The sequence below is a fragment of the Devosia pacifica genome, from assembly GCF_014652635.1.
Classification (GTDB): Bacteria; Pseudomonadota; Alphaproteobacteria; order Rhizobiales; family Devosiaceae; genus Devosia; species Devosia pacifica.
In genome coordinates this window covers 199,963-216,132 of sequence record NZ_BMZE01000001.1, presented here as the reverse complement: position 1 = coordinate 216,132, position 16,170 = coordinate 199,963, and the positions used below count along the sequence as shown (strand labels likewise).

The following is a 16,170-nucleotide window of genomic DNA, read 5'->3' as shown; positions in this document are numbered from 1 at the left end:
CTGCGGGACTGTGGCGCGTAGACGAGATAACGCCCCCTGGTCAGCATCAGCCGCAAGCCATGCAAGCGTAGGTCCGGATTCAACTCTACGTCGACCGTGCCGATGCAAGTATGATTGCCGCCGCTGCGGTCCTTTTTGACCCGGCGCGCGAATATAACCTTCATTCTCTTATGTCCTTGTTGACGCGCAAAAGCGCGGCGCCGTCAGCGTCTGCCGACAGCGTGAAAAAGGCCCCGGCCTTACGGTCGGGGCGCCTTGTGGATGGTGTGTGTAGTTAGGCTGCGGCTGACTGCCCAGACAGCCAATCATTCAACTGAGACCGCCGCGCTGCGACGGTGCCGCCAACCTTGAACGATGGAATATGACGGTCAGCTATCAGCCGGTAGGTCTGGCGCTGTGTCACGCCAAGATGTTTTGCGATCGCTTTTGCTCCAAGGAGGAGGTCAGCAACAGGGAAATTATCATTTGCGGAATCGGACATTGCTTCACCTTTCTCCCAGCGCACGGAAAAAGGGGCTGGGGACTAGTGTAAGCGCAGGTACGTTTTCGTTCGTCAAATACATTTTCCATTCCTACCAAAATCGCGCCTTGTGCAATGCCTACGCATGCGGCAATGCTTCCGTGCGGCAACGATTCGGATGGTCACAGAATGGCTTCTATCACTAAACGCAATTGGACTAAGCCTAATGGCGAGGAACGAGAAGCGTGGCTACTCACATGGTTTGATGCCAGTGGAAAGCGACACCGCAAACAGTTTGCTCGCAAGCGTGAAGCCGATGCCGCTCGGATAGAGAAAGAGGGTGAAGTTGCAAAAGGCACCTTCCGTGCCGGCGCTGACAAATTTACTGTAGAGCAAGCCGTTGGCGACTACGTGAAGCACCTCGAGGCCCGTAACGAACGCGACCAACGAGTTACCCGCACATATCTGGACTCGACCCGCGCCGAACTTGAGAACTATGTGCTGGCCAAGCCGCGCGACGAGGAGTCCAAGGTCTTTAGCCGCGCCACTACCTTCACGGATGGCATTGGCCATATGAAGCTGGCCAGGCTAACACCTGCAGATGTTGATGATTGGAAAGACAAGCTTCTAGCCGCGGGTGTCACCGTGGCGACGACAAGACGAGTTCTCTCGAGCCTTCGCCGCGTTCTTGCTTATGCGATCACCAAGAACAACGTGGCTATCAATGCCGCGGCAGGGGTGAAGGTGGTCACCGGCCGTAAAGACGCACCGAAAAAGATTGTGCCGCCTTCCAAGGCCACTCTGAAGGCGATGCTTGAGGTCGCGCCATCCGACATGCGATTGCGCATAGCATTTGCCGCGGCAACCGGTTTGCGAGCGAGCGAGCAATGGGCGCTGCGCTGGCACCACCTAGATCTTGATGGTGGCGAGGTCACAGTTGAAACTCGCGTTGACGCGCACGCTCAAGAGGGTTTCACGAAGAGCGAGGCGGGCACGCGAACTGTGCCGCTGGGTAGTGGCATGGTCGCGCAGCTTGAGGCATGGCGAAAGCGGAGTCCCTACCCGGCTGATACCGATCTTGTGTTCCCCAACACGCGCGGTGGTTATGTGCGGCACGGAAACATGATCAAGCGCGAATACAAGGCTCTTCTCGACAAGCTCGAGGGGGAGCGGCCGAACTGGCACGCGCTGCGCCATTTCGCCGTTTCCTCATGGATTGCGGCCGGTCTGCCTCCCAAGACGATTCAGACTTTCGCCGGTCATGCGACCCTTGCGATCACAATGGATCGGTATGGCCACCTCTTTCCGGGCGAGACGCACAAGGCCGCGTTCGATCGGCTAGCGAGCGACATATTCGGGTAGGATTGGAAAGCATAGCAGGGTCGGTAATGCCGCAAATATGCCGCATAGCACTACCAAACCCCTGTAAAACTAAGCTTTACCTACCCACTTTTAATCGAATGGTCGTGGGTTCGACCCCCACCCGGCGTACCATTCTTCAAAGTACCATTGCCCCAGCTTCAAGAGCGGCCTAGCGCGGATTGCTCCTTGCAGATCCTGTCCACAAGTGCGTCGAAATCACCACGCGGCGGGCGGTTTGCTTCGAGGCGCTTCTTCAAATGCATGATGGGCTCGGCCAGGATAGTCTCGAGATCCTCGGCGCAGGTGAAGTCGCCTGCCACGCGCTTGACCTTTGAATTGTCGAAAATTGCCGACCACGCTTTGTCTCCCATAAGCGGACCCTCCCAATCCGGCATGTAGCGGATGAGTGTGTCGGACGGCACGTGCACGATTTTTGCCTCAACACCGAGCGCCGTCGCAATTGCTGTCTGGATATCGTCCCAAATGTGCGCCTTGTCGCCGGTGATGTGAAAGATATCGCCTAGCGCAGCTTTGTTCCCGAACAGACCGACAAACGGCACTGCAAAATCTGAAGACCGGGTGATGGTCCAGGGTGTGTGGCCATCACCCGCGACGATTGTTGGCTCGCCATCCAGCATACGCCGCGCCATGATATCGGCATCGCCCATCATGATCGGCAACCCGGTACGGACGGTGTGACTTGGCCGAACGATGGTCCAATTCAGCCCCTGTGCCTGTTTCAGCAGGTTCTCGCAGGCTATCTTGTCCTGGCTGTACGGCCAGTAAGGATTGATCGCCGGCGTGTCCTCGGTGATCACGTAGTGGCTGGCAGGCTTTTCGTAGACCGATGCCGACGATATGAAGATGTACTGCCCGCAATTGCCGCTGAATATTTTGATATCGCGCTGCACCTGCTCCGGCTTGAAGGCGATGAACTGGGCGACCACGTCGAAATTCTGTCCGGCCAGTTCTTCGTACTCCGGCCCATTGAGGTCACCGACGATCGAGGTCACGCCCTCCGGAAGTTCCTCAGAACGCTTTCCCCGGTTGAAGACGCTCACCTGATGGCCCTGTGCGACCGCGTGTTCAACGCATGGGTGAGAGATCTGGCCAGTTCCGCCAACAAACAGTACGCGCAGTGACATGTGATACATCCTCCATTCAACCCCCAGCATAGCGCATGATTTCGCGGCGCATCGCAACCGTCGATAATTAGAGAAAACACCGAGGAGCGAACGGGTTCGGGTCTCAACGACTTGACTTGGGTGTGCGCCGGTCGCATGGCGACATGATGACCGGCGATGCACTTCAATACTATGCAGGCCAGAGTGTCGCCCTCCTTGCACTGGCGCTTTGCGTTGCGGCATTTGCGAACAAGCAGGACGATCGACTGCTGCTGATCCTGATCTTTGGCAATGTCGCATTTGCGGTTCAGTTCGCACTGTTCGAGGCATGGGTCGCAGCAGGCATTTCTGCTTTGATCGTGCTGCGCATCATCCTGGCGCGAAAAATGGAAGGCAATTGGATCGCCATGCTTGCGATGCTGCTGGCCACAATCTTGATCGCAGGTGTCTCCTGGCAAGGAATACAAGACGTCTTTCCCCTGGCCGCAGGCGTTTTTGGTACTGTCGCGATGTTCATGCTTCGCGGCATTCCAATGCGCGCTGTGCTGGCGCTGGCTGCTGCCTGCTGGATTGTGACCAACGCCATGGTGGGATCTATCGGGGCGCTCGCGGCAGAGGCGATGATGCTGGCCACCAATCTGTGGACGATCTCACGAATCCTCAAAGAGCGCCGTGGCGAAGCCGACCGCATCGCTTCGCCTTGACCTGACCTGCAACACCCGCCATTGCTGCCTTCCCTGCCTGATTTCCGCTAGAGCCCGGCATGTCCCAAGATACGATAGAACTTGTGAAGGTGCTGCTGGTGACGGCGCTCATCATGCTTGTTGGCACCTTGGCGCTTTTCTATCTGCTGCTTGGCATCGCCACTTTCGGGCAAGACCTTCCCGTCATCGGGGATCTGGCCCCGTACGCGCCGACGGACATGATACCCCAGTTGGTCGACATGCGCCCCTTCGTGGTCGTCGGAGCAGTGTTTCTGGTCGTTTGCGGCCTCACACTGATGCTCTCGAGCCTTACCCTCGACATGGCGACCGCTCTTTTTGCCAAAGCCGCCGCAATGTTGCTGGCGGCCCATTTCGGGATTTTCGCCGGGACCTGGCTTTTCGTGCGGCTCAGCAGCGGCAACGAACTGTCAATCGCAAGCCTCAACAGGCCGGGGATCGCACTTCTGGCGTTTTTTGCATTCGCCACGATTTTCAGAAACGCGGCCTTGCGCGGCTTAGGGGCCATGCGCTTCGCAATCGCGGTGCTTCTGATACTGCTTGGGCCGGTCGTCCTCGTGTCCCTATAACCTGGACTTGCCTCGCAACCGACAAGGCGCCGACGACTTGTCTTTCCAGGATGCGGCGCGCGTCAACCGGACGTGGCGGTATGGGTCAGCCCTAGGGAACGGGGATGGTTTTTCCGGTTTCCCACCCCGGCCAACGCATTGGCAGCCGAGCCCTTGTCCCGCCCGCGTCGCATCCTTCTGTTCTTAGTGTCAGGTCTTCTAAAGCGTGACCACGACGGCTCCGCGTGGCGTTGCCACGATCGTGTGTTCGAACTGCACAGTCTGTGCCTTCGGCGAGCCGACCAAGGTCCAGGGGTCGCGCGAGGACGCTGCCTCGGCCCAACGGGCGCCGAGTGAAAGAAATGGCTCTACGGTGAAAACCAGCCCATCCACGATCTTCCTGCGATCAGATTTGTTCGGCCAGGTAGCAATTTCGCCCGGTTCGTCGTGGAGTGAGTCGCCGACGCCGTGGCTGGCGAGATTCTCGATCAGGCTGTAGCCGTGACGCTTGGCGAAGCGCCCTATGGCGACGCCAATATCGGCTAGACCCGCTCCGGTGCGCACCTCTCGAATACCCGCCCACATGGCGCGCTTGCCATCGCGTAGCAAGCCGACGTACTGGCGTGGCGGCGTACCCACCGCATAACTCGCGCCTGTATCGGCAAACACCCCGTCACGCACCGCTGAAACGTCTATGTTGACGATATCGCCAAGTCGGATCACCCGATCGCCGGGAATGCCGTGCGCAACCTCCTCGTTGACGGATATGCAGGTCGCACCCGGAAAATCATACGTGACCTCCGGCGCCGACTGCGCGCCGTGCTCGTCGAGAACAGTGCGACCAATTTCGTCCAGCTCAGCTGTAGTTATGCCTGGACGCAGCGCCTCTGCCATTGTGTCCCTGGCCTTGGCACAGATGGCGCCAATAGCCTTGAGGCGCTCGAGCTCTTCTTCAGATGTAATCGTCATTTGCGAAGGTCATGGTAGTAGCGCAGCAGACCTTCGGTCGAGCTATCATGGGGCGGCTGGTCGCCCTGCCCCTCGACAGCTGGCAGTAGCGCCTTTGCCAACTGCTTGCCGAGCTCCACACCCCATTGATCGTAAGAGTTGATGTTCCAGATCGTGCCTTGGACGAACACCTTGTGCTCATAAAGGGCGACAATCGCGCCGAGCGTTTCAGGCGTCAGTTGCGCATACATAAGCGTATTCGACGGACGGTTGCCCGGGAATACCTTGTGGGGCGTCAGTTCTTCGATCGCTTTGGCGTCGAGTCCTTGCTTTTCCAGTTCCGCCACGACCTCCTCCTCGGTCTTGCCGAGCATCAGCGCCTCCGACTGGGCGAGCACATTCGCGACCAGCTTTTCATGATGTGGCGGCATCGACTCATGCGGACGGGCCGCGATGAGGAAATCACAAGGAATCACATCAGTGCCCTGATGGATCAGCTGATAGAAGGCATGTTGGCCGTTGGTGCCTGGCTCACCCCAAACGATCGGTCCGGTCGACCACTTCACCCGCTTGCCGGATAGCGTTACGCCCTTGCCGTTACTTTCCATGTCCTGCTGCTGCAGGTAAGCGGGGAAGCGTGACAGGCGCTGATCGTAAGGCAGCACGGCGTGGGTGGAGAATTCCCAGATGTTGCGGTACCAGACCCCTAAAAGCCCCATGATGACCGGCAGGTTCTGCTCCAGCGGCGCCGTCAGGAAATGCTCGTCCATTTCCGCGGCGCCTTTGAGGAACTTCTCGAAGGTGTCGAAGCCCACAGCCAAGGCGACCGGGAGACCGATCGCCGACCACACGGAATAGCGACCGCCAACCCAATCCCAGAAGCCAAAGATCCGGTCCGACTTGATGCCGAAATCGCGGCAGCCCTCGAGATTGGTGGACACCGCCGCAAAGTGATCCGTTACCGCAGGTTCACCAAGTGCTTCGGCGAGCCAGGCGCGGGCCGAATTCGCGTTGGTCATGGTTTCGTCGGTGGTGAAGGTCTTGGACGCGACCACGAACAGCGTCTTCGCCGGGTCGAGACGCTTCAATGTATCGTGCATATGCGCGCCATCAACGTTCGACACGTAGTGTGCGCGCAGATCTGGTCGGGTGTAAGGCTCGAGCGCGAGCGTCACCATGACCGGTCCGAGATCCGAACCGCCGATACCGATGTTGACGATATCGGTAAACTGCTCATTGGTGTGACCGCGGATGGTGCCGTCGCGAACCTGATCGGTGAATGTCTTGATGTTCTCGAGGGTCTCGCGCACCGCCGGCATCACGTCTTCGCCACCAACGGTGACCGGCTTGTTGCCCTGGTAGCGCAGCGCCATGTGCATCACCGAACGATCTTCGGTGATATTGATCGGCTCGCCGGCCCACATTGCGTCGCGGCGCGCTTCGACTTCCACATAGCGCGCAAACTCGAACAGCGCAGCCATGGCTTCTTCATCGATGCGATTCTTTGAATAATCCAGCAGGATATCCCCGGCCTTCGCCGAGAAGCGTTCGAAACGACCATGATCTGCGTCGAACATCTCGCGCATCGGTTTGTCCTGCAAGCGCCGCAGATGCTTTTCCAACCCAGCAAAGCTTGCCCTGCGTCCGGTCTTAGCCATCTCAGTTTCCTTCTGTTAGCGGCAAGTCGCCAGCGGACCATCCAGCCCGCGTGGCCGCAGCAAAATCTTCAAATCGACCCTCGGCGATCGCCTGACGCGCCCCGTCGACCAGTTCTTGATAATAGGAGAGATTGATCTGCGAAAGGATCATCGCGCCCAAGATTTCCTCGGTCCTTACGAGATGATGGAGATAGGCGCGCGAGAACCGCCGACAGTTCCGGTTGGGCGATGTCTCGTCGACGGGACGAGGATCATCCTTGTGGCGGGCGTTCTTGAGGTTCAATACGCCGAAGCGGGTATAGATGTGGCCATGCCGGCCTGCGCGAGTGGGATGAACGCAGTCGAACATGTCGATCCCGCGCGCTATGGCGCCGAGGATGTCGTCGGGCTTACCAACGCCCATCAGATAGCGTGGCCTGTCAGAAGGCAATTCCGGGGTGATTTCAGACAGCACCCGAAACATCACCTCTTGCGGCTCTCCTACGGCAAGCCCGCCCACGGCATAGCCATCGAAGCCGATAGAGCGGAGCCCGGCAGCGCTACGTGCACGCAACTCAGGATCGTCGCCGCCCTGAACGATTCCAAACAGCGCGCGCTGTGGCTGATCGCCGAAGGCCGCCTTCGAGCGTTCACCCCAGCGCAGAGAAAGCTCCATTGCTCGCTCCATCTCTTTGCGTTCGGCTGGCAAGGAGATGCATTCGTCGAGTTGCATGATGATGTCGCTATCGAGCAGCGTCTGAATCTCGATAGAGCGCTCCGGCGTCAGTTCATGGCTCGAACCGTCGACATGGCTGCGAAAGGTGACGCCACGCTCGGTCATCCGCCGCAGCTTTGCCAGCGACATGACCTGAAAGCCCCCGCTATCCGTCAGGATGGGTCGCTGCCAGTCCATGAAGTCATGCAGTCCACCCAGCGACGCGACACGCTCGGCGCCCGGACGCAACATCAGATGGTAGGTGTTGCCGAGCAGAATATCGGCCCCGGTCTCGCGCACCTGTTCGGGGTACATTGCCTTGACCGTGGCGGCTGTACCGACCGGCATGAAGGCGGGCGTGCGAATCTCGCCGCGATGGGTATCGATCCGGCCGGTGCGGGCCTGCCCTTCCGTAGCCGAAAGCGTGAATGCTACGGGCAAAGGTTCCGGCATGATGCAGCAGTCTCGTCTGTTTGAATGACGGCGCTGCGATGGGCCAAAACGCCGTGCCTGTCAATGCAAGGCGCCGCGCGTCGATCAATCCTCGTCGTCGGTCTCGGCCCGGAACAGCAGTGAAGAGTCGCCATAGGAATAGAACCGATAGCCGGTTTCTATCGCGTGGGCATAGGCACGCTGCATGGTATCGAGCCCACTGAACGCTGATACGAGCATGAACAGTGTCGAACGCGGCAAGTGAAAATTCGTCATCAGGATATCGACCGCGCGGAAGCGGAAGCCAGGCGTGATGAAGATGTCGGTGTCGCCAACAAAGGGGCGGATCGTACCGGTGGCACGCGCCGCGGTCTCCAGGAGGCGAAGGCTCGTCGTGCCGACGGCGACGATACGGCTGCCGGCCAGCCGCGCAGCTTCCAGTCGCTCAGCGGTCTCTGGCTCCAACTCACCCCATTCGGCGTGCATAACGTGATCTTCCGTGTCGTCTGCCTTCATAGGCAAGAATGTTCCGGCGCCGACATGAAGCGTTACGCGCTCGATGGTTACGCCCATTTCCTCAAGTGCTGCGAGGAGTTGTTCGGTGAAATGAAGGCCTGCCGTTGGTGCTGCGACTGCGCCGTCTTCGGCAGCATAGACGGTCTGATAGTCGACCTTGTCGCGCTCGCCAGACTTGCGGCGGGCGCCGATATAGGGCGGCAGCGGCATGGCACCATTGGCCTTGATGGCCTCATCAAGCTCGGCGCCGCCGAGTTCGAATTCGAGCGTTACTTCACCGGTGTCGCCCTTGCCGGCCAGCTTGGCGATCAGCGGGTCGCCGGCGCCATTGCCGAGTTCAAGACGATCCAGCAGCTTTAGGCGCTTGGCAGGCCGGGCAAAGGCGCGCCAGGTATGGGCGTCTACCCGCTTGTGCAGATTGAATGAAACTGTCGCGCGGTTCTCGCCACGGATACGGTCGCCGCGCAGTTCGGCGGGCAGAACGCGGGTGTCGTTGACCACCAGCACATCGCCAGGTTTGAGCAGGTTTGTCAGATCGCGCACGCCACGATCCTCAAGGCGTCCATCTGAACCGACGACGAGCATGCGCGCGCTGTCACGCGGGGTCGCGGGGTGAAGCGCGATTCTCTCGTCCGGCAGTTCGAAGTCAAATGCGTCGACGCGCATGAAACCCTCTCAGAAAATGATGGCCGCCAAGGGCGGCCATCACCAGAATTATGCGTCAGCTGCGACCTTCACGGAGATCATCTTGTCCGGGTTACTGACCGGTTCACCGCGCTTGATCTGATCGACATTATCCATGCCCTCGGTCACCTTGCCCCAGACGGTGTACTGCTTGTTCAGAAACGGTGCATCGTCGAAGCAGATGAAGAACTGCGAATTGGCGCTGTCCGGATTCTGAGCGCGGGCCATCGAGGCGGTGCCGCGAACATGAGGCTCGCTGTTGAACTCCTGCTTGAGGTTCGGGTACTTCGACCCGCCAGTGCCGGTGCCGTTGGGGCAGCCGGTCTGGGCCATGAAGCCCTCGATCACACGATGGAAGACGATGCCATCGTAGAATCCTTCGCGGGCCAGCTTCTTGATGTGCTCGACATGGTTTGGTGCCAGGTCGGGACGCATCTCGATGACCACGGGTCCCTTCGTTGTTTCGATGAGCAGCGTGTTTTCCGGATCGGCGTAATCTGCCATTGTTCTTTCACTCCGTTCGTATGTGACCGCTTAATCGCGGTATTCGATCTCTGCATCAATGATTGAATCAGGATCATCGACCATCCCGTTGCCGCCGCTACCCTTTTTCAGGTCATCGACGTAGTCCATGCCGTCTACCACGCGCCCGAACACGGTGTACTGGTTGTTCAGGTGCGGTGCGTCGGCGTAGGTGATGAAGAACTGGGAATTGGCGCTGTTGGGGTCCATCGTGCGGGCCGCACCAATCGTGCCGCGCACGAATGGCTGGTCGCTGAATTCCGCCTCGAGGTCCGGCAGCTCGGATCCGCCCATGCCGGTTCCTGTCGGATCGCCCGTCTGGGCCATGAAGCCATCGATGACGCGGTGGAACACGACGCCGTCATAGAACCCCTGCTCTGTAAGCGTCACGACGCGTTCCACGTGGCGCGGCGCCAGTTCAGGCAGCAGTTCGATATCAACGGTGCCGGCATCCAGCTCCAGCATCAGATGTGGCGTGCCGGTCGCCTGCGCCCGGGCAGCGCCCGACCATGCGATGGCGGCGCCAAAAACGAGTAGGAAGACGAATGCCAGAAACCCGGGAAGTCGGTTCGCTGTGGCGTGATGATCACTCATGGGATTGAAGCGCCTTTAGAACGATTTGTGGGACAAAAGCGGCGATGTCGCCGCCCATTTCGGCTATTTGTCGAACCAATGTGGCCGAGATATGCCGGACATGCGGGCTCGACGGGACAAAAACGGTCTGCAGGTCAGGCGCCATCTGCGCGTTCATGCCGACCATTTGCATCTCGTAGTTGTAATCCGTGGTGTCACGAAGGCCTCGGATAATCAGCTTGGCGCCATTGTCGCGGGCTGCCTGAACCATCAGTCCGGAAAATTCGACGACATGAAATTCGGTGTTGGTGCGCTTGCCGATTGCCGGCAGCACCTGCTGGAGAATTGCCAGCCGGTCCTCGTGCGCAAACAGCGGGTTCTTTTTCGCCGAGTTGATTCCCACCCCAACCACCAGCGTATCGACCAGCTTGCAGGCGCGCTCGATGACATCCAGATGGCCGTTGGTCAAAGGATCGAACGAACCTGGATAAAACCCTGTCAGATCACTCATGAGTACCGCCCCCTTTCAGACGACGCGGTTCTGTCACGGGCGTCGAGTGGAGGCAAGGGTAACCAGTCCCAGCAATACGACAAGGGCCCCGCCGACAAGGAACGCGGCGCCGGTTCCGAAGCGCGTGGCGATTGCGCTGCCAATGAGTGGAGCGGACAGCATCGCGCAGGTAATCACCGCCTCGCCGCTGGCAAAGACACGGGCTATGCGGTCGGGCGGCGTCTCAGTCTGAACGATGGTGCGATACGGCACCAGCATGAAGGCTGTTGCACCGCCCATGAAGCCGAGTACGACGAGGAAAAGGATCAGCGGGATATTGGCGCCAAAGAGCGCCGCAAGAGCGATAGCAATCGTGATCGACCCCGCGATCACCGCCGCCAGCGACATCGAAAGCATTGGACGCGATTGTGCCAGCCGACCGGCGATCAAAGCCCCCAGCAATCCGCCCAGCCCAGAAGCGGAGATTGAAAAGCCGTAGGCCGTTTCGTTGAAGCCGAAGCCGGCCGCCAGAAGGGCGATCAGGGCGTCGTAAAGAAAAAACGCGAAATAGGCGCAAGCCGAGAAGATCAGTGCGATCAGCAACCGCCTGCTGCGCTTGAATTCAGAAAGCCCTGCCATTGCTTCTTTAAGAAAGGTCCCCGGCGGTGTCGCCGGTTCCGGGCGCTCCGGAACCTTGAGGGTGAGGATGATGGCCACGGCAACAAACGATAGCGCGGCATTGAACAAGAAGACGCCTTGTGCAGGCCAGAATGCGAGGAGCAATCCGCCGATTGCCGGGCCAGCAATCTTCGACGTCTGGTTTATCGCCTGGTGCATGCCCTGCGCGGCGCCCACCAGATGGTCCGGCGTGGTGGCCTGGAGGGCGCCCTGTCGCGCCGGCGTAAACGCAGAATCAATGCAGCCGCGCGCGAAGACCAGCGCCAGCAACACGAAGGGGCTGCCGGTGAAGGCAAAGGCCAGTGTTGCCAGAGCGCGGCCGAGATTTGTTATGAAAAGAACACGCACAAGCGGCGCCCGGTCGACAAAGACGGCCAGGATCGGGCCAACAAGGACATAGGGCAGCGTCAACGCGAGAGCGAAGATCGCAAGGACAACCGGCCCCTGCCCCCAAGTATAGACAAGCAGAGCCACAACGGCGGCGTAATCGAGCCAATCCGAGAAATCGGCCGGGATACAGGCCAGCGCCAAACGTCGCGGCTGCTTCAGACCAAGAAGCGCGCGATAGCCGTCCTGGGATTTGGTGGTCACGACTCGCCTTTCAAATCCCGGCGGAAGATGAGCAGTTGCTCGTCACCCACATCGCTCTCGATCAAGCCCCAGCCTTTGGCGCTGTAAAACCCCTGCAAGTGAGGCTTCGCCGCGAGATAAACCTCGTCGAATCCCAAGGCCTCAAAGCGCGCGATGACGGCACTCATCAGCTTTGCAGCCACGCCGTGTCCACGTGCCTCAGGCTCGACCCATAGTGCGGCGAGGCACGGGCCGAGGCCCGGCCTTTCATGAATATCAGTCTGAATGCCGGTGACGGTGCCGATGAACGCGCCCTCCTGCAGCGCCACCAGGGTGAAGGGAAACGCGTCCGCTTCCATCACCTCGCGCAGCGCCGCCTCGACATCAGAAAGCGTCTCTCCGTATCCTTTCCACCACGCGTTCCACAGCCTGTCGGCGACGGTGGCAAAGTGCTCATCGACACACTTGAGGTCGCAGATCACTAGCCCGGCGGCAGATGACACATCGGTCATCAGGCGCGCTTCTGCAGGGCGAGCCAGACGCCACCGAACATCAGGAGCACGCCTGAAACCCGCGACACGAGCCGCACGCGCGCGGCGCTGAGCAAGCCGCGTGCGCGACCGGCTACCAGGGCATAGAGCACATCAGTCGTGCCGGCAACGACCATGAAGAACACGCCAAGTCCCATCACCTGACCAAAGCTGGGCTGTGATGGATCAACGAACTGAGGAATAAACGCTCCGAGGAAAATCAGGGCTTTGGGGTTGGAGAGGATTACCAGAAAGCCTTCGATGGCTATGCCCAGATTGGTTTTGTCGCGGACGGCTTCCGCCGTTCCCAAATCGCCCCGGCTACGCAGCATGTTGAAACCGAGCCAGATCAGGTACGCAGCGCCGATCAGCTTGATCCAGTCGAACGCGACTCCCATGAATGCCACTAAGGCCTGCATGCCGAATGCGACGACCAGCGTCATCACCAGAAACCCGGCCTGCGTTCCCGCGATGATCGCCAGTCCGGCGCCGGTGCCGCGTGCGAGGGCATTGGCGATGATGACGGTGACCGTGGGACCAGGAACGATGGCCAACAGCACGCATGCGCCGACATAGGGAACGAGAATTGCGGGATCAAGCATCGGCGTCTCCTTTGAAAAGGAAGCAAGCCACCCTCTGCCGGAAATGACAAGGGGCGCCGAAGCGCCCCGTGCCGTTTATTCTGAGTCGCCAGTATCTTCCGGCGGAGTTGGATCATCGCCGCCACCTTCAGACGGTGGTGAGGCTTCTCCGCCGTCTTCTGAGGGCAGCCCGTCGATCTCATCGTCTTCGGGCTCCGGCTCGCTGATCCCCTCGACAGAGACAACCTTCTCGGTCTCGGCGGTATCGAACACGATGACACCCTGGCTACCGCGCGAGACAATGCGGATCGGCTTGCGGCCTTCGACCGGCAAGCGGGTCATCTGGCCCTTGTTGGTCACCAGCATGATCTGGTCTTCCGGCTGTACCGGGAAGGACGCCACCAGCAGGCCATTACGCTTGTTCACCGCCATCGCGACGATGCCTTTGCCGCCACGGCCGGTGATCCGGTACTCGTGGCTCGAAGTGCGCTTGCCGTAGCCATTCTCGGAGATGGTGAGAATGAACTGTTCGATGGCGCTGAGCTCGGCATACCGCTCCTGGCTCAGTTCGCCGGCAACGACCTCGGCCTCGTCGGACGCGTTCTCCTCACTGTCGCCCTCGCCACGAACCGCCCTGCTCATCTTCAGATAGGCAGCGCGCTCTTCAGCGGAGGCATCGGAGTGATTGAGGATCGCCATCGAGATCACGGTGTCACCAGAGGCCAGCGCGATGCCGCGCACGCCCATCGAGTCGCGCCCCTTGAACACACGCACGCCATCGACCGGGAAGCGGATTGCCTGGCCCTGGGCGGTTGTCAGCAGCACGTCGTCGCGCGTGGAACAGGTGTGGACGCCGATAATGCCGTCGCCCTCGTCGAGCTTCATCGCGATCTTGCCGTTCTGGCGGACCTCAACGAAATCAGCGAGGGAGTTGCGGCGCACCGTGCCGCGGGTCGTCGCGAACATGATATCGAGATCGGCCCAGGTCTTTTCGTCCTCGGGCAGCGGCATGATCGAGGTGATCCGCTCACCCTGCTCCAGCGGCAGAATGTTGATCAGCGCCTTTCCACGGGCATTGGGCGCCGCCACCGGCAGGCGCCAGACCTTGAGCTTGTAGACGATACCCCGTGAGGTGAAGAACAGCACCGGCGTGTGGGTATTCGCCACGAACAGACGAGAGACGAAGTCCTCGTCGCGGGTCGACATGCCGGAGCGGCCTTTGCCACCGCGATTCTGTGCGCGATAGGTGGAGAGCGGCACGCGCTTTATGTAGCCACCATGGGTGACCGTAACCACCATGTCTTCGCGGGCGATCAGATCCTCGTCTTCGAAATCGGCAGCGCTGTCGCTGATCTCGGTGCGCCGCGGACTGCCATACTGATCCCGAATTTCGGTCAGCTCATCGCGAATGATCTGCAGCACGCGTGCGCGTGAGCGCAGAATATCGAGATAGTCTTCGATCTGGGTTCCGAGGCCGTTGAGCTCGTCGCCGATTTCGTCGCGACCGAGTGCCGTGAGGCGCGCAAGCCGCAATTCGAGAATGGCGCGGGCCTGCTCTTCCGAGAGATTGAATGTGCCATCATCGTTGATGCGGTGGCGCGGGTCGTCGATCAGCTTGATCAGCGGCGCTACATCCTCGGCCTGCCAATTACGCGTCATCAACTGCTGACGTGCGGTCGCAGGATCGGGCGCCGTGCGAATGAGGGCAATGACCTCATCGATATTGGCGACGGCTACGGCGAGACCGACCAGTACGTGAGCCCGATCACGGGCCTTGTTGAGAAGGAAGCGCGCGCGCCGCGTGACCACTTCCTCACGAAAGCGCACAAAGGCCTCCAGAATGCCCTTGAGGCTCAGCAATTCGGGCTTGCCGCCGTTGAGCGCCACAAAGTTGCAACCAAACGAGGATTGCAGCTGCGTGAACCGGTAGAGTTGGTTGAGCACCACGTCCGGCACGGCGTCGCGCTTGATCTCGACAACCACACGCATACCGCTGCGGTCGGATTCGTCACGCAGGTCGGCGATGCCCTCGACGCGCTTGTCGCGCACCAGCTCGGCGATCTTTTCGACCATCGTGGCCTTATTCACCTGATACGGAATCTCGGTGATGATCAGCGCCTCGCGCTCGCGGCGCACCTCTTCGATGGTGACGCGACCACGCACGAGAACCGAGCCGCGCCCGGTTTCATATGCCTGGCGGATTCCAGTGCGGCCAAGAATGATCCCGCCTGTCGGGAAATCCGGGCCGGGCAGAACCTCGAGCAACTCGTCGGTGGTGACATCCGGGTTGTCGAGCGCCAACAGGGTGGCGTCGATGACCTCGGACAGATTGTGGGTCGGTACGTTGGTGGCCATGCCGACGGCGATACCGCCGCCGCCATTGACCAGGAAGTTCGGGAACCGCGCCGGAAGAACGACAGGCTCTTTTTCGTTGCCGTCGTAGTTGTCGCGGAAATCGACAGTGTCCTTGTCGAGATCGTCCAGCATCGAGCCGGTAATGCGCTGCATGCGCACTTCGGTATAACGCATAGCTGCCGGCTCATCGCCATCGACAGAGCCGAAATTGCCCTGACCTTCGACGAGCGTCTGGCCCATGGAGAAATGCTGCGCCATGCGCACGAGCGCCATGTAAACCGCGCCGTCGCCGTGGGGGTGATACTTACCGATCACGTCGCCGACGACACGCGCGGATTTTCTGTACGGCTTGTTCCACTCGTATCCATTCTCGTTCATCGAGAAGAGAATGCGCCGATGCACCGGCTTCAACCCGTCTCTCACGTCGGGGAGCGCGCGGCTCACGATCACGCTCATGGCGTAATCGAGATACGACTTGCGCATTTCATCGGTAATGGAGATGGGAGCTATATCGCCCGCACCACCGCCGGTGTTGTCTTCAGGCTGGTCTGTCACGTGCTGATTCTGCCTCGGGAAGGATTCGTTACGTATATGCGATTTTGGCGTGAACCGCCAATTCCCGCGGGGATTTCCACTGCTCGCATCGCCGCTGGTGTCGCAGTTTAGCCATTCCAAAGAAGAATCTGGCACAACAGTGACGCCTTGCTGGACGTCTATTGGACG

The 16,170-nt window shown here is 60.0% G+C and carries 16 protein-coding genes; 3 read left to right on the top strand and 13 right to left on the bottom strand.

Annotation, left to right across the window (positions count from 1 at the left end):
- Positions 1-274: 274 nt before the first annotated feature.
- Entirely contained in the window at positions 275-481 is a 207-nt protein-coding gene (locus tag IE127_RS01035) for an excisionase family DNA-binding protein (protein WP_189422559.1), read from the bottom strand.
- A 132-nt stretch (positions 482-613) separates the two neighbouring features.
- Between IE127_RS01035 and IE127_RS01030 the strand changes: the two genes are divergently transcribed.
- On the top strand, positions 614-1,822 hold the full coding sequence (locus tag IE127_RS01030; RefSeq protein WP_244639845.1) for a tyrosine-type recombinase/integrase: 1,209 nt from the start codon (positions 614-616) through the stop codon (positions 1,820-1,822).
- A 158-nt stretch (positions 1,823-1,980) separates the two neighbouring features.
- Here the strand turns inward: IE127_RS01030 and IE127_RS01025 are convergent, their stop codons facing one another.
- Positions 1,981-2,967, bottom strand: a complete 987-nt coding sequence (locus IE127_RS01025; RefSeq protein WP_189422558.1) for an SDR family oxidoreductase — start codon at positions 2,965-2,967, stop codon at positions 1,981-1,983.
- A 146-nt stretch (positions 2,968-3,113) separates the two neighbouring features.
- On the opposite strand from IE127_RS01025, the gene IE127_RS01020 reads away from it, so the two are divergent.
- Together IE127_RS01020 and IE127_RS01015 are read left to right on the top strand one after the other, a co-directional pair.
- On the top strand, positions 3,114-3,650 hold the full coding sequence (locus IE127_RS01020) for a YgjV family protein (protein WP_244639844.1): 537 nt from the start codon (positions 3,114-3,116) through the stop codon (positions 3,648-3,650).
- A 59-nt stretch (positions 3,651-3,709) separates the two neighbouring features.
- A complete protein-coding gene (locus tag IE127_RS01015; RefSeq protein ID WP_189422556.1) occupies positions 3,710-4,237 on the top strand; it encodes a hypothetical protein in 528 nt (175 codons plus the stop codon).
- 198 nt (positions 4,238-4,435) lie between these two features.
- On the opposite strand, the gene map is transcribed toward IE127_RS01015, so the two are convergent.
- From map to gyrA, 11 genes are all read right to left on the bottom strand, one after another.
- Positions 4,436-5,185 (bottom strand): type I methionyl aminopeptidase, encoded by a 750-nt coding sequence (gene map, locus IE127_RS01010; RefSeq protein WP_189422555.1) that lies wholly within the window; start codon positions 5,183-5,185, stop codon positions 4,436-4,438.
- Positions 5,182-6,822, bottom strand: coding sequence for a glucose-6-phosphate isomerase (gene pgi, locus IE127_RS01005; RefSeq protein ID WP_189422554.1), 1,641 nt, complete (start codon positions 6,820-6,822; stop codon positions 5,182-5,184). Before pgi ends, map begins: the two co-directional genes overlap by 4 nt.
- A 1-nt stretch (position 6,823) precedes the next feature.
- Entirely contained in the window at positions 6,824-7,969 is a 1,146-nt protein-coding gene (tgt, locus tag IE127_RS01000) for a tRNA guanosine(34) transglycosylase Tgt (protein ID WP_189422552.1), read from the bottom strand.
- An 84-nt stretch (positions 7,970-8,053) separates the two neighbouring features.
- Positions 8,054-9,130 (bottom strand): tRNA preQ1(34) S-adenosylmethionine ribosyltransferase-isomerase QueA, encoded by a 1,077-nt coding sequence (queA, locus tag IE127_RS00995; RefSeq protein WP_189422550.1) that lies wholly within the window; start codon positions 9,128-9,130, stop codon positions 8,054-8,056.
- Positions 9,131-9,178: 48 nt separating this feature from the next.
- Positions 9,179-9,652 (bottom strand): peptidylprolyl isomerase, encoded by a 474-nt coding sequence (locus IE127_RS00990; protein WP_189422548.1) that lies wholly within the window; start codon positions 9,650-9,652, stop codon positions 9,179-9,181.
- A 30-nt stretch (positions 9,653-9,682) separates the two neighbouring features.
- Entirely contained in the window at positions 9,683-10,264 is a 582-nt protein-coding gene (locus IE127_RS00985) for a peptidylprolyl isomerase (RefSeq protein WP_189422546.1), read from the bottom strand.
- Entirely contained in the window at positions 10,257-10,754 is a 498-nt protein-coding gene (gene coaD / locus IE127_RS00980; protein ID WP_189422544.1) for a pantetheine-phosphate adenylyltransferase, read from the bottom strand. The genes IE127_RS00985 and coaD overlap by 8 nt, the downstream gene beginning before the upstream one ends.
- A 33-nt stretch (positions 10,755-10,787) precedes the next feature.
- Entirely contained in the window at positions 10,788-12,002 is a 1,215-nt protein-coding gene (locus tag IE127_RS00975; RefSeq protein WP_189422542.1) for an MFS transporter, read from the bottom strand.
- Entirely contained in the window at positions 11,999-12,493 is a 495-nt protein-coding gene (locus tag IE127_RS00970) for a GNAT family N-acetyltransferase (protein ID WP_189422540.1), read from the bottom strand. The genes IE127_RS00975 and IE127_RS00970 overlap by 4 nt, the downstream gene beginning before the upstream one ends.
- The gene (locus tag IE127_RS00965; RefSeq protein WP_189422538.1) at positions 12,493-13,113 is read right to left on the bottom strand and encodes a LysE family translocator; all 621 of its coding nucleotides are present in this window, start codon (positions 13,111-13,113) and stop codon (positions 12,493-12,495) included. The genes IE127_RS00970 and IE127_RS00965 overlap by 1 nt, the downstream gene beginning before the upstream one ends.
- 75 nt (positions 13,114-13,188) lie before the next feature.
- The gene (gyrA, locus tag IE127_RS00960; protein ID WP_189422536.1) at positions 13,189-16,002 is read right to left on the bottom strand and encodes a DNA gyrase subunit A; all 2,814 of its coding nucleotides are present in this window, start codon (positions 16,000-16,002) and stop codon (positions 13,189-13,191) included.
- Between the last annotated feature and the right edge of the window lie 168 nt (positions 16,003-16,170).

Coding starts and splice junctions, on each gene's coding strand:
- IE127_RS01035 (WP_189422559.1), bottom strand. CDS start 481: ATGTCCGATTCCGCAAATGATAATTTCCCTGTTGCTGACCTCCTCCTT.
- IE127_RS01030 (WP_244639845.1), top strand. CDS start 614: ATGCTTCCGTGCGGCAACGATTCGGATGGTCACAGAATGGCTTCTATC.
- IE127_RS01025 (WP_189422558.1), bottom strand. CDS start 2,967: ATGTCACTGCGCGTACTGTTTGTTGGCGGAACTGGCCAGATCTCTCAC.
- IE127_RS01020 (WP_244639844.1), top strand. CDS start 3,114: ATGACCGGCGATGCACTTCAATACTATGCAGGCCAGAGTGTCGCCCTC.
- IE127_RS01015 (WP_189422556.1), top strand. CDS start 3,710: ATGTCCCAAGATACGATAGAACTTGTGAAGGTGCTGCTGGTGACGGCG.
- map (WP_189422555.1), bottom strand. CDS start 5,185: ATGACGATTACATCTGAAGAAGAGCTCGAGCGCCTCAAGGCTATTGGC.
- pgi (WP_189422554.1), bottom strand. CDS start 6,822: ATGGCTAAGACCGGACGCAGGGCAAGCTTTGCTGGGTTGGAAAAGCAT.
- tgt (WP_189422552.1), bottom strand. CDS start 7,969: ATGCCGGAACCTTTGCCCGTAGCATTCACGCTTTCGGCTACGGAAGGG.
- queA (WP_189422550.1), bottom strand. CDS start 9,130: ATGCGCGTCGACGCATTTGACTTCGAACTGCCGGACGAGAGAATCGCG.
- IE127_RS00990 (WP_189422548.1), bottom strand. CDS start 9,652: ATGGCAGATTACGCCGATCCGGAAAACACGCTGCTCATCGAAACAACG.
- IE127_RS00985 (WP_189422546.1), bottom strand. CDS start 10,264: ATGAGTGATCATCACGCCACAGCGAACCGACTTCCCGGGTTTCTGGCA.
- coaD (WP_189422544.1), bottom strand. CDS start 10,754: ATGAGTGATCTGACAGGGTTTTATCCAGGTTCGTTCGATCCTTTGACC.
- IE127_RS00970 (WP_189422540.1), bottom strand. CDS start 12,493: ATGACCGATGTGTCATCTGCCGCCGGGCTAGTGATCTGCGACCTCAAG.
- IE127_RS00965 (WP_189422538.1), bottom strand. CDS start 13,113: ATGCTTGATCCCGCAATTCTCGTTCCCTATGTCGGCGCATGCGTGCTG.